The organism is Streptomyces sp. CNQ085, assembly GCF_022614595.1.
Taxonomy (GTDB): Bacteria; Actinomycetota; Actinomycetes; order Streptomycetales; family Streptomycetaceae; genus Streptomyces.
Window position 1 is genome coordinate 1 of record NZ_JAJFAU010000056.1, and the last position, 12,091, is coordinate 12,091.

General features: G+C 69.7%; 12 protein-coding genes, 1 tRNA gene and 2 pseudogenes. 5 read left to right on the forward strand and 10 right to left on the reverse strand.

All coding sequences use genetic code 11. From position 1 onward, the window contains the following. The coding region (locus LJ221_RS12065; RefSeq protein ID WP_241716197.1) for an Hsp70 family protein at window positions 1-1,091 on the reverse strand (1,091 nt) is incomplete at its 3' end. Window positions 1,092-1,869: 778 nt separating this feature from the next. On the opposite strand from LJ221_RS12065, the gene LJ221_RS12070 reads away from it, so the two are divergent. Further along, window positions 1,870-4,134, forward strand: a complete 2,265-nt coding sequence (locus tag LJ221_RS12070) for a (Fe-S)-binding protein (protein ID WP_241716199.1) — start codon at window positions 1,870-1,872, stop codon at window positions 4,132-4,134. 72 nt (window positions 4,135-4,206) lie between these two features. Here the strand turns inward: LJ221_RS12070 and LJ221_RS12075 are convergent, their stop codons facing one another. Beyond that, a complete protein-coding gene (locus LJ221_RS12075) occupies window positions 4,207-4,752 on the reverse strand; it encodes a hypothetical protein (RefSeq protein WP_241716201.1) in 546 nt (181 codons plus the stop codon). Between the two features lie 269 nt (window positions 4,753-5,021). Between LJ221_RS12075 and LJ221_RS12080 the strand changes: the two genes are divergently transcribed. Next, window positions 5,022-5,984: a Yip1 family protein gene (locus tag LJ221_RS12080; protein WP_241716202.1), complete on the forward strand. Its 963-nt coding sequence runs from the start codon at window positions 5,022-5,024 to the stop codon at window positions 5,982-5,984. 99 nt (window positions 5,985-6,083) lie between these two features. Here LJ221_RS12080 and LJ221_RS12085 read toward each other — a convergent pair whose 3' ends face one another. From LJ221_RS12085 to LJ221_RS12095, 3 genes are all read right to left on the reverse strand, one after another. Next, window positions 6,084-6,581 carry a phosphoribosyltransferase gene (locus LJ221_RS12085; protein ID WP_241716205.1) on the reverse strand — a complete coding sequence of 166 codons (498 nt, stop codon included), beginning with the start codon at window positions 6,579-6,581 and terminating at the stop codon, window positions 6,084-6,086. 21 nt (window positions 6,582-6,602) lie between these two features. Further along, window positions 6,603-7,178: a dCTP deaminase gene (gene dcd / locus LJ221_RS12090; RefSeq protein ID WP_093657735.1), complete on the reverse strand. Its 576-nt coding sequence runs from the start codon at window positions 7,176-7,178 to the stop codon at window positions 6,603-6,605. A gap of 100 nt (window positions 7,179-7,278) precedes the next feature. Then, the gene (locus tag LJ221_RS12095) at window positions 7,279-7,467 is read right to left on the reverse strand and encodes a hypothetical protein (RefSeq protein WP_241716206.1); all 189 of its coding nucleotides are present in this window, start codon (window positions 7,465-7,467) and stop codon (window positions 7,279-7,281) included. Window positions 7,468-7,700: 233 nt separating this feature from the next. On the opposite strand from LJ221_RS12095, the gene LJ221_RS12100 reads away from it, so the two are divergent. Next, window positions 7,701-7,774 (forward strand) — tRNA-Gly (locus LJ221_RS12100). 61 nt (window positions 7,775-7,835) lie between these two features. Here the strand turns inward: LJ221_RS12100 and LJ221_RS12105 are convergent. The 5 genes and pseudogenes from LJ221_RS12105 to LJ221_RS23700 all read right to left on the reverse strand — a co-directional run. Continuing rightward, window positions 7,836-8,006: a hypothetical protein gene (locus LJ221_RS12105; RefSeq protein ID WP_374228433.1), complete on the reverse strand. Its 171-nt coding sequence runs from the start codon at window positions 8,004-8,006 to the stop codon at window positions 7,836-7,838. Between the two features lie 4 nt (window positions 8,007-8,010). Continuing rightward, window positions 8,011-8,748: pseudogene (locus LJ221_RS23955) on the reverse strand (IS3 family transposase); the annotation flags it as partial. Window positions 8,749-8,761: 13 nt separating this feature from the next. Continuing rightward, entirely contained in the window at window positions 8,762-9,007 is a 246-nt protein-coding gene (locus tag LJ221_RS12115) for a hypothetical protein (RefSeq protein WP_241716210.1), read from the reverse strand. Window positions 9,008-9,194: 187 nt separating this feature from the next. Continuing rightward, a complete protein-coding gene (locus LJ221_RS12120) occupies window positions 9,195-9,593 on the reverse strand; it encodes a hypothetical protein (protein ID WP_241716212.1) in 399 nt (132 codons plus the stop codon). Further along, window positions 9,590-9,907: pseudogene (locus LJ221_RS23700) on the reverse strand (IS5/IS1182 family transposase); the annotation flags it as partial. The pseudogene LJ221_RS23700 and the gene LJ221_RS12120, both read right to left, overlap by 4 nt. Before the next feature lie 434 nt (window positions 9,908-10,341). Here LJ221_RS23700 and LJ221_RS12130 point away from each other — a divergent pair. After that, window positions 10,342-10,857, forward strand: a complete 516-nt coding sequence (locus tag LJ221_RS12130; protein WP_308314769.1) for an NUDIX domain-containing protein — start codon at window positions 10,342-10,344, stop codon at window positions 10,855-10,857. Next, window positions 10,858-11,244 (forward strand): phosphotransferase, encoded by a 387-nt coding sequence (locus LJ221_RS12135; protein WP_241716216.1) that lies wholly within the window; start codon window positions 10,858-10,860, stop codon window positions 11,242-11,244. It begins immediately after the preceding gene. Window positions 11,245-12,091 lie beyond the last annotated feature (847 nt).

Here is a 12,091-nt window from a genome sequence, read left to right on the forward strand (position 1 = left end):
TCCAGCAGCAGGACGTCCTTGACCTCGCCCTTGAGGACACCGGCCTGCAGCGAGGCGCCGATGGCCACCACCTCGTCGGGGTTGACGCCCTTGTTCGCCTCCTTGCCGCCGGTCAGCTCCCTGACGAGCTCGGCGACGGCCGGCATGCGGGTCGAACCGCCGACGAGGACGACGTGGTCGATCTCGGAGAGCTGGATGCCCGCGTCCTTGATCACGTTGTGGAACGGGATCTTGCAGCGCTCCAGCAGGTCGGCGGTCAGCTGCTGGAACTGGGCCCGGGTGAGCTTCTCGTCCAGGTGCAGCGGGCCCTCGGCCGAGGCGGTGATGTAGGGCAGGTTGATGGTGGTCTCGGTCGAGCTGGACAGCTCGATCTTCGCCTTCTCCGCCGCCTCGCGCAGGCGCTGGAGGGCCATCTTGTCCTTGGCCAGGTCCACGCCGTGGCCGGACTGGAACTGCTTGACCAGGTAGTCGACGATCCGCTGGTCCCAGTCGTCGCCGCCGAGCTGGTTGTCGCCGTTGGTGGCCTTCACCTCCACCACGCCGTCGCCGATCTCCAGCAGCGAGACGTCGAAGGTGCCGCCGCCGAGGTCGAAGACCAGGATCGTCTGGTCGTCCTTCTCCAGACCGTAGGCCAGGGCGGCCGCGGTCGGCTCGTTCACGATGCGCAGGACGTTCAGGCCCGCGATCTCGCCGGCCTCCTTGGTGGCCTGGCGCTCGTGGTCGTTGAAGTAGGCGGGGACGGTGATCACCGCGTCGGTGACCTTCTCGCCCAGGTACGCCTCGGCGTCCCGCTTCAGCTTCTGCAGCACGAAGGCGCTGATCTGCTGGGGGTTGAAGTCCTTGCCGTCCAGGTTGATCTTCCAGTCGGTGCCCATGTGGCGCTTGACCGACCGGATCGTCCTGTCGACGTTGGTGACGGCCTGACGCTTGGCGACCTCACCGACGAGGACCTCGCCGTTCTTGGCGAAGGCGACGACGGACGGCGTGGTCCTGGCGCCCTCGGCATTGGTGATGACGGTGGGCTCACCGCCCTCGAGAACACTGACGACGGAGTTCGTCGTACCCAGGTCGATGCCGACCGCTCGTGCCATTTCGGGTTCCTCCAGCTCATGCCTTGAGTAGATCTGGCTCAAGAGTGCAGCAGGAGGGCGGGCAACGTCAAGAGACATGAGTCGCCCTGACTCAACTCTTCTCCAGCCGCCGAACTCACGCCCGGGCGCGACCGCGTCAACTGGCCGCGGGACGCGGTCGTCGGAGGGTATCCGGGGGCCAGGACGCCCACCGGGGCCGTCCTGACCCCCGGACGGAGCAGCCTTCCCCGCGCCGCCCGTTCCATCCACCCCGTCCGGCCCCTTCCGCTCCCCCGCCCCCGTTCCCCGTCGCCCTCCGCCTCGCCGGCCTCCGAGAACTCCACGACGACGACCGCCCGCGTGGCGCGGCACCGGGGAGAGGAGCGCGAGCTGGGCCGCATCGGCGACCCACCGGATGCGGACGAGCTGCCCCTCGCGCCGCTGCCGGGCCACGGACGCCACCAGGCCCGCGGCGCTCACCACCACCAGCGAGACCAGTGCGGTCGCGGAGGTGTCCGTCCCGGCCGCGGGAAACGAGCGCATCCCGTTTTACCGCATTCGACACCGATGCGGAGGATGAGGCGGGGGAGGTCTATAGGATGGATCCGCCCCTCCGTTCCCGGGCCCTCCGCGAGGCCCCGCGGCCACCCCCGGGCAAGGGCCGCCTCAGCGACGCAGATCACCGTACGGGTGGCTACAGACGGCCTCCGTTCATGGGTAGTCTCGAACGGATCGGATAAGTTACCGCTTAGTAAGCTTGCAGCCGCAGGCACCGCCCCCGCAGGTTCGAGGAGCCGCCATGCAACTCGCCGCGATCGTCGTCTCGCTGGTACTCACCGCGGTCGGCGTTGCGCTCCTGGCACGCGCCGTCGCGCAGATCTACCGCTTCGTCAGGCTCGGCCAACCGGTCCCGGCGGGCGCACGCACGAACGAGCCCAAGCAGCGCACGATCACCCTGGTCAAGGAGTTCCTCGGCCACACCCGGATGAACCGCTGGGGGATCGTCGGCTTCGCGCACTGGTTCGTCGCGATCGGCTTCCTGACGCTTCCGCCGACCCTGGCCCAGGCGTACGGGCAGCTCTTCCGGGCCGACTGGGTCCTCCCCGTCCTCGGCGGCTTCCTGCCGTTCGAGATGTACATCGAGTTCATCGGCCTGATGACGGTCGCCGGCATCCTGACCCTGATCGTGATCCGGCTGCTCAGCCTGCCCACCCGTCCCGGCCGCAAGTCCCGTTTCGCCGGTTCGACCGCCTGGCAGGCGTACTTCGTCGAGTACGTCATCCTCACCATCGGCCTGGCGATCCTGGTGCTGCGCGGCCTGGAGGGCGCGATCCACCACGTCGAGGGCTACGAGGCGGCGTACTTCGTCTCCTACCCGCTGGTGGAGGCCTTCGACGGGCTGGGGACCGGCACGCTGCAGAACCTGATCTACTTCACCGCGATGATCAAGATCAGCGTCTCGCTGATCTGGATGATCACGGTGTCGCTCAACATCACCATGGGCGTCGCCTGGCACCGCTTCCTGGCGTTCCCCAACATCTGGTTCAAGCGCGAGGCCAACGGTGAGGTCGCCCTCGGCCCGCTCCAGCCGATGACCTCGGGCGGCGAGCCGATCGACTTCGAGGACCCGGGCGAGGACGACACCTTCGGCGTCTCCCAGGTCGAGCAGTTCTCCTGGAAGGGCATTCTCGACTTCTCCACCTGCACCGAGTGCGGTCGCTGCCAGTCCCAGTGCCCCGCCTGGAACACCGGCAAGCCGCTCTCGCCCAAGCTGATGATCATGTCGCTGCGCGACCACGCGCACGCCAAGGCCCCCTACCTGCTGGCCGGCGGCGGCAAGGACATGGAGGGCGAGGAGCGGGCGACCGAGGAGCAGCTGAGGGACGTTCCCGCCACCGCCCTGGCGGAGGCCGAGCGCCCGCTGGTCGGGACGCTGGAGGAGAACGGCGTCATCGACCCGGACGTGCTGTGGTCCTGCACCACCTGCGGCGCCTGCGTCGAGCAGTGCCCCGTCGACATCGAGCACGTCGACCACATCGTCGACATGCGCCGCTACCAGGTGATGATCGAGTCCTCGTTCCCGTCCGAGGCGGGCACGATGCTCAAGAACCTGGAGAAGAAGGGCAACCCCTGGGGCCTGGCCAAGAAGCAGCGCCTGGAGTGGACCAAGGAGGTCGGCTTCGAGGTCCCGGTCGTCGGCAGGGACATCGAGGACCTCACCGAGGTCGAGTACCTGTACTGGGTCGGCTGCGCCGGCGCTCTGGAGGACCGGGCCAAGAAGACCACCAAGGCATTCGCGGAGCTGCTGCACATCGCGGGCGTGAAGTTCGCGATCATGGGCGGCGACGAGAAGTGCAGCGGCGACTCCCCCCGCCGCCTGGGCAACGAGTTCCTCTTCCAGCAGCTGGGCGCCGAGAACGTCGGGATGCTGAACACGGCCTTCGGCGAGGACGAGGACGCGGGTGTCACCGTCGAGCGGTCCAGGAAGAAGATCGTCGCGACCTGCCCCCACTGCTTCAACACGATCGCCAACGAGTACCCGCAGCTCGGCGGGCACTACGAGGTCATCCACCACACCCAGCTGCTCCAGCACCTCATCGACGAGGGGCGCCTGCTGCCGGTCACGCCGGTCGAGGGTCTGATCACCTACCACGACCCGTGCTACCTGGGCCGCCACAACAAGGTCTACACGCCGCCGCGCGAGATCATCGGCAAGGTGCCCGGCCTGCGCAACGAGGAGATGCACCGCCACAAGGAGCGGGGCTTCTGCTGCGGCGCCGGCGGCGCGCGGATGTGGATGGAGGAGCGCATCGGCAAGCGCATCAACACCGAGCGCGTGGACGAGGCGCTGTCGCTGAACCCGGACATCGTCTCCACCGCCTGCCCGTTCTGCCTGGTGATGCTGACCGACTCGGTCAACGGCAAGAAGAACGAGGGCAAGGCCAGGGAGAACGTCCAGGTCGTGGATGTCGCCCAGCTCCTGCTGGAGTCGGTCAGGACCCCGGCGGAGCCGGAGGGCCCGGCCGGCACCGAGCCGGCCCCCGAGCCCGAGCCCGCCTCGTAGCGGTCGCGCTCCGGACGGTACGGCGTACGACGGCGGCGGGCGCGCCGGGGCCGGCTCCTCCGCCGGGTTTCCTCAGTCCTCGCCGAACCACTCGTCCAGGACGGCGTCGAATGCCTCGTCCCACTCCTTGAGGACCCTCCGGGACGGTGCGTCGACGTCGGCCTCGTACCAGCGGCGGGCGGTCGTGCAGACGGAGACGGAGAACCGGCGCCCCAAGCGCGGGAGATCCGTCTCGACCGCACCGATCTCGTCCCAGGAGAACCGGGCCTCCTCGCCGTCCAGCCGGAACACCACCCCGAAGCGGCCGGCGGCTATCGAGCCGCGGCGGTCGGACGCCTCGAAGGCGGGCCCGCCTTCCCCGTCCCGCTCGTCCCCGTCCTGTCCGCCGGTCTCCTGCTCACCGGTGGGCTCCTCGGCGGCGTCCTCGGCGGGCCTCCCGGTGAGCGCCTCCGAGGCCACCTCCCCGGAAGCGGCCTTCTGCTCCCTCTGCTCCACCTCCTCCCCGCCGGCCTCCTCACCGGCCCTGTCCGGGCCCGGCGGAGCGAGGCCGGGGATGTAGGCCGGATCGGTGCCGGCTGCGGTTACGGGCGGGATGACCGGACCTCTGAGCTGTTCCACGGCGGGCAGTATGGCCGACGAACCCGTACCGGCGACAGACGGTCCCGTGCCCGGCCGGTGAAGAAGAACCCCGCCCCCGTACAACCTCCGCGCCATCCGGGCCGCCGCTTCCCGGCTCCGCTTCACCGCACAGCGCCTCCGCGGGGCCCGGCCCCCGTCCGGGGCGCGCCCTACGGGGACCCCTGGGCGATGTCACAGCTCGGTGGCAATGGCGGTCCGTCACCCGGCCCGCGACACCGCGTACGGCCGGACACGGTACGTTCGGGGGCGTGGCTGGATTCAGGATGGGACACGGCCGGGATCCCCGGAACGCACGACAGCAAGGGCACCGCCCCCCGCAGCAGGCTCCCGGCGCACCCGGGCAGCCGCCGTACGCGCCTCCCGCGCAGCCGGGGCAGCGGCCCGGGCACACCCTGTGGCGCCAGGGCGGCGGACGGCACGACGAACCGGAGTACTTCGGCGACCCGGGCCACGGCGGCCACCACCCCGGACACGGCGGCCACGACGGGTACGGCGGCCGGGTGCGCCCGGCCGCGCACGACCCGGCCAACAACCCGGGGCACACCCAGATGTTCAGCTTCGGCGAGGCCCCCGACCACGGCCACCCCCCGCAGCAGGGCCACCCGGCCGGCGACGGCTACACCGACGGCGGCACCTACGCGGCGGGGCAGCCGCCCGCGGCGCCCTCCGGCCCGCGACTGCACTGGAAGCAGCTGCTGAGCGGCATCGTGCTGCGCCCCGGCCCCACCTTCTGGCAGATGCGCGACCACTCGGTCTGGGGCCCGGCCCTCATCGTCACCTTCGTCTACGGCCTGCTCGCCGTCTTCGGCTTCGACCAGGCCCGCGAGGACACGATCGACTCCACGCTCTCCAGCGCGATCCCGTTCGTGCTGATCACCGGTGTGGCCGTCGTCGTCTCCGCCCTGCTGATGGGCGTGGTCACCCACACCCTGGCCCGCCAGCTCGGCGGCGAGGGCCTGTGGGCGCCGACGGTCGGCCTGTCGATGCTGATCATGACCATCACGGACGCCCCGCGGCTGCTGCTGGCGATGTTCCTGGGCGGCAGCGCCACGGTGGTGCAGGTCGTCGGCTGGATCACCCTGCTCGCGGCGGGCGTGCTGCTCACCTCGATGGTCCGCCGCTCGCACGACCTGCCCTGGCCGAAGGCGCTGGGCGCCTCCGCGATCCAGCTGATCGCGCTGCTGGCGCTGTTCAAGCTCGGCACCCTGTAGGGCACGGGCGGGCACGCCCGCCCGTACGCCGCATGTGCGGGGCCCACGCCGGTGCGTGGGCCCCGCACGTGCTTCGCGTGCTTCACGTGCTTCACGTGTTCAGGAGTCGAGGACCTGCCCGTCCCGCCGCACGACCGGCGGTTCCACGCTCCACGGGAAGTTGATCCAGCGGTCGGTGCGCTTCCACACGTACTCGCACCTCACCAGCGACCGCGGCTTCTCGTAGACCACCGCGGACCGCACCTCGGCCACGTGCTCGGCACAGAAGTCGTGCACCAGCTTCAGCGTCCTGCCGCTGTCGGCGACGTCGTCGGCGACCAGGACCCTCCTCTCGCTCAGGTCGACGGCGCTGGGCACGGGCGGCAGCATGACGGGCATCTCCAGCGTCGTGCCGACGCCGGTGTAGAACTCGACGTTCATCACATGCAGGTTCTTCACGTCCAGCGCGTAACCGAGCCCTCCGGCGACGAACAGCCCGCCGCGCGCGATGGACAGGATCATGTCCGGCTCGTAACCGTCGTCCGCGACGGCCTGCGCCAGCTCCCGGACCGCCCGCCCGAACAGCTCGTAGGTCAGGTTCTCCCGCTCGCCGCCCATCCGTCTCCCCTCGCCCCTCGCTCAGACCTGCGTGCGGTGGAAGTTCAGATAGGAGCGCGAGGGCGTCGGGCCGCGCTGCCCCTGGTAGCGGGAGCCGTAGCGGGCGGAGCCGTAGGGGTGCTCGGCCGGCGAGGAGAGGCGGAACATGCACAACTGCCCGATCTTCATCCCCGGCCAGAGCTTGATCGGCAGCGTCGCCACGTTCGACAGCTCAAGCGTCACATGCCCGGAGAAGCCCGGGTCGATGAAGCCGGCCGTGGAGTGCGTCAGCAGGCCCAGCCGTCCCAGCGAGCTCTTGCCCTCCAGCCGGGAGGCGATGTCGTCGGGCAGGGTGACGACCTCGTACGTCGAGGCCAGCACGAACTCGCCCGGGTGGAGGATGAACGGCTCGTCCCCCTCCGGCTCGATCAGCCGCGTCAGGTCGGACTGCTCGACCGCGGGGTCGATGTGGGGGTAGCGGTGGTTCTCGAACACCCGGAAGAAGCGGTCCAGCCGCACGTCGATGCTGGACGGCTGCACCATCGCCGGGTCGTACGGATCGATCCTCACCCGCCCGGAGTCGACCTCGGCCCGGATGTCCTTGTCTGAGAGAAGCACGGAGCCGAGCGTACAGACCGCGGGCCCGGCGCCTGCGCACCGGGCCCGCGTGCCCTCACTCGCCGCGACCGCTCACCACGCGCCGCAACACCTCGGCGTCTCAGCGCCTCACGACCTCCAGGCCCGTCACGGCCTGCCGCGCCACCGGCACCGCCTGCCTCAGTCGCGCGCACCGCGGACACCGCAGCAGCCGGCCCGGCCCGATCCGGTCGCTGCCGAGGTTCTGCATCGGGAACGTCGAGGTGCTGAACACATGCCCATCGGCACACCGAACGACGGTGGACTCCATCGCCTGCCTCTCCCCATTGCGTGTAGGACCAAAGCCACATTAGGGGATCAACCCGCCTGTCCCGCGCCCGGCGCTCCGCACCCACCGTACGCCCCAACTCCCTTCCCCCGCCTCCCGGAAACCCACTCGTCACACGCCCTGGGGACACGACGAAAAGGACCCCGCGGCCGTGCGCCGGGGGCCCGAGGTGAGGTACAGTGTGCGTCGATGAGCGACGTGATCGTCCGCTCCTCGCGGGTGTAGTTTAATGGTAGAACATGAGCTTCCCAAGCTCAGAGCGCGGGTTCGATTCCCGTCACCCGCTCCATGACGAAGGCCCAGGTCAACGACCTGGGCCTTGTTCGTTGCCCGGACCTCTCGGCGCCGTTCTAAGCGTCCCGTGCCAGATCCGTGCCAGAAGGGCCGCCGCCCTTCTCCGGGGGCGTCAGGGCCGCGCGTACCCGGGCGTCGATGCCGTCGGCGAGTTCCCGCTGATGCTCCAGCGACGAGTGCTGGTAGATCATCGCGGCCCGCACCGACGACTGCCCCATGCGCACCATGAGGTCCTTCGTCCACGGGGAGATAGGTGATGTCGCCGACGTACTTCGTGTTCGGCTTGCGTGCCGTGAAGTCGCGGCCGATCAGGTCCGGGGCCTTCGCCGCGGCCGGGTCCGCGACCGTGGTGCGGTGCCTGCGACTCAAGCGCACGCCTGCCAGGCCGATGATTCGCATCACGCGCGCGATCCGCTTGTGGTTGACCCGCTCGCCCGCCTCGCGGAGCTCGGCGGTGATCCCGGGGACACCGTAGGTGCCGTCCGACTCGCGGTGCACGGCCCGGATCCGTGCGGCAAGGCGGGCGTCGGCCGCCTGCCGGGCGGCCCGGTCCGCGGCCGTGCGGCGCCAGTAGTAGAAGCTGGAGCGGGCGACGCCCAGGATGGTGCACAGCCGCTTCACGCCGTAACGGCGCTGATGGTCGGCGACGAACCGGCAAGCGATTCACCAGCGCGTCTCCCCGGCGAAATACTTCGCCGCCTTCCGCAGGATCTCGCGCTCTTCCTCCAGCTCACGGACCTTCTTCCGCAGAGCGGCGTTCTCCGCCTCCAACGGCGTCGGCGGCTCGGCCGGCACATCCGCCCGACGCCCCCGGGGCCGGCTCGCTCCGGCCGCCCGGACCCAGTTCCGCAGGGTTTCTGGGTTGATCCCCAGATCGGCGGCGACCTGCCTGATCGTCGCCTTGGGCCGTGACTGGTACAGCGCGACCGCGTCCGCCTTGAACTGCGGCGGATAGTTCTTCATGACCACGAGATGTCCGTTCTCAGATCCTCAGGATCCAGTGTCTCGTGTGTCCAGGATCAAGGGTCAAGGCCCGTTCGTCGGCCGAAACGGCGGGCAGCGCATCCCGGCCACGGCCGGGCTCCGCCAGCACCTCGCCGACCGTCTCGCGGGCGATCACGAACCGTTGCCACACGGCCTCGGCCTCCCGCAGCTCGGCCTGGAGAACCTCCACCCGCTGCCGAGCGGCGCGTTCACGCTCCTCCAGCAGCCCCATCACCGACGGCATCCCGGCACCTCCACCGAAGAGACGACACGACACCTCGTCCCTGCCGCCGAAACCCCGGCCCTACACCTGACCAGCGGAAACACATCCGCACTCCCGGAAAGACAACGGCTTCTTAGAGAGCAGTTCGTGAGTTGATGTCCGTTTCGAAGCGAGGTTAGGGCAGGGCTGCTGATCACGTGTTCGTCGGCTACTGCTTCCTGGCGAAGCTGCCGGCGTCGATCTCGGTGAGGATGCCGAGTTTGACCAGACGTTTCAGCTTGGCGCGGGTGCCTTCGACGTTCTTCGGCAGCAGCTTGTGATCGAGGGCTTCGCAGACGTCACGGGCCCGCAGCGGGCCGGTGGCCTTGTGGAAGACGGCGAGGATGCGGGGGTAGTCCGGGTGCTCGGGCAGGTCCGGTGAACCGGCCGGGAGCCGGTCGGCAAGGCCGGTGACGGTCTTCCGGGTGATCGCCAGGTGTTCGAGGTGGGTCTCGGCCTCCCGCAGCCGGCCCTGCAGTTCGCCGATCTGTCCTCGCAGGTCGTCAGCCAGGGCCCGGGCGGCATCCTCCTGGAGGTCCAGCGCGTCGAGCAGGGGCCGGAGGTTCACGTGGTCACCGCCTGCGCATCGCACCAGGTGTGAGTGTTCGCGCCGGTGAGCTGGCGGGCCATGACGTGGGTCATGGCCCAGTAGACACGGGAGGCGGAGGAAGCGGGATGGTGCTCGTAGTCGCGGACCAGGCGCCGGTGCAGTATCAAGATCCCGTAGGTCTGCTCGACCCTCCACCGCTTCGGCTGCGGCACGAAGCCGGTGTCCTGCGGGTTGCGCTCGATGATCTACACGTCGATACCCAGGCCGACGCCATGCGCGACGACCTGGTTCTTGAAGCCCTGATCGACCAGGGCTTTCTCGACGGTGCCGCCGGTGTGCGCCCCGACCGGCGGTCCCCCACCTGTCGAGCTCGCTGTCCCGTGCGGCCAGTGGCGCCCTGGTCCTACGGGAGTGGGCCGATGAAGCGGCCTGGCTATTCGGCGCCCCGGTCACCGCTGTGGCCGCCGTCTCCGCGTGGTGGAGCGGTCCGGTATGGACAGCGGTCGCGTGCGCGGGCGTCGTCTTGCACGGACCGGTCCTCACGGCGCGGCTGACGAACCTCGTTCCACGGTTACACTCCGCCGTCCACCCGCCGGGCGGCGCCATCACAACCTCCCCTCGCCTCTCGCCTCTACGATGGACCGCGTTGGTCGCCGCCAGCCCCGTGCAGCCCTTCGTACGGCTCGTAGGCCCCTGGCAGCTCATCTGCCGCCGACTCGCCGGATGTCGCACGGCGTTCGGCAAGACCGAGTGCTGAGCCCGGCCCATCACCCCGACCGAGCAGGAAGACCGCAGAGCTCATGTCCGAGACCGTTACCCCGTCGTCCGCACCTCGGCCAAGGCCGTCGTCCTCCACTGCCGTCATCTCCTGCTCGTCCGTGCCGTCTGGGAGGGCCGGGACTGCTACTTCCTGCCCGGCGGCGGACAGCACCCGGGCGAGAACCTCGCCGACGCCGCCCGCCGCGAGGTGTACGAGGGGACCGGCCTGACCGTCACCCCCGACCGGTTGCTGTGGGTCCGCGGGTACATCGGCGCCAACCACGAACACGCCGCCACCGAGGCGGCCACCCATCGCATCGAGACGGTCTTCCTGCGCACCCCGACCGGCGACCCCCACCGCCTCGGCGGCCAGGACACCGATACCGTCCAGATCGGCCTGGCGTGGGTGCCGCTGGAGAAGGTTCCTTCGGTCGACCTCCTGCCGCACGCGCTTCGCACACTGATCGCCGCCCTGGCCAATCCCGGCGAGGTCCCCGCCGGCCACCTGGGCGGTGTCGCCTGAATGACCCGTGCCCGCGCCGCAGACGGCCGCGCGCCTCCGACCGCACGCGAAATCACCACCGGCCGAGCCGACCGCGCCTGGCTCGTCGATGTCCCGACACCGTATGTGCTCAAGTACTACGGCGCTTCTGCTCGCGCCGTGAACGAGGCCGCTGTACTCCATCTCCTCGCCACCCACAGCATTCCGGCGCCGCGGCTGCTCGAAGCCGACACGGCCAGCATCAGCGCCAGAAACCTCTGCGCGGTGATCGACGACATCAGAGCCTCCCTGGCAGGAGCACCGCACCTTCCACAGCGAGGACCAACCCATCGCCGCGTAACCGCAACCATCCGTCTGGCCCGGCGCCGGTCGACCCTCACCAGCGGCCTTGGGATGGCGCTCCGCTAGAGTGGTCACGCATGTGGCCCTTCCAGGCTGCTCGGTCCTCGTGCCGAACATGGAGTTCCCCGCCGTGGCGGGGGTGGCCCCTGGGAAGGTAAACCGCCCAGGCGGCGCTCGGAGTGCTCCCCGCAACTGCGGGGCTGGTGGCGACGCGGTAGCCGTCGGAAGCTTACAAGCGCCGGAAATGAGACGGCTGCTGGGTAGGCAAAGCGTTGTCCCGCAACTCGGGGCAGAGGCTGGTGGATCACCACAGCCGGATCGGTTTTGTCCGGTTCCGCCCCGGGTCGCAGCCTTAGCAGGATTCTGGCCAAGCAGGTCGAACCGGACACCGACAAACGGTCTCCAGGGTCGCGGGGCACTCCTAAGGCAACAACAACGGAACTGGGAAAGTCACCCTCCAACGAACTGGGAAGACTAATCCGTCTAGGAGAGTAACTCGCCCAACTTGTCCCCACGTTGGGAGCATCGCCTTCTGCTACGCTCACGTCACTCGCTCGTCAGGACAGGGCCCGAGCGCACGAAAACCGGGCCCTGTCCCCCTCGTCGCTACCACGAGAAAGACGGGCCCGGCATGTCTCCGCTATCCCTTCAAGCAAGCATGAGACGAGGAAACCCTACCTGTGAGAACCGAAAACAGTCCTGCTCACCCCCCTGAGCCCCAGCACCAGCCTCTCGGCTATGGCCTGCTCGTGGCGCTTCTCACCGCCTACCCCTCAACCCCCTCCCCGCACGCGCCCTGGGTCTGGGGCGCCGTCGTGGTGGTGATCGTTGTGCTGGCCCAGCCGAAGCTGCTGAAGCGCCGGGCCTGATATGCGGCGGGGGGGGGGGGGGGGGGGGGGGGGGGGGGGGGGGG

Coding starts and splice junctions, on each gene's coding strand:
- LJ221_RS12070 (WP_241716199.1), top strand. CDS start 1,870: ATGCAACTCGCCGCGATCGTCGTCTCGCTGGTACTCACCGCGGTCGGC.
- LJ221_RS12085 (WP_241716205.1), bottom strand. CDS start 6,581: ATGGGCGGCGAGCGGGAGAACCTGACCTACGAGCTGTTCGGGCGGGCG.
- LJ221_RS12095 (WP_241716206.1), bottom strand. CDS start 7,467: ATGGAGTCCACCGTCGTTCGGTGTGCCGATGGGCATGTGTTCAGCACC.
- LJ221_RS12105 (WP_374228433.1), bottom strand. CDS start 8,006: ATGGTGCGCATGGGGCAGTCGTCGGTGCGGGCCGCGATGATCTACCAG.
- LJ221_RS12115 (WP_241716210.1), bottom strand. CDS start 9,007: ATGCCGTCGGTGATGGGGCTGCTGGAGGAGCGTGAACGCGCCGCTCGG.
- LJ221_RS12135 (WP_241716216.1), top strand. CDS start 10,858: ATGACCCGTGCCCGCGCCGCAGACGGCCGCGCGCCTCCGACCGCACGC.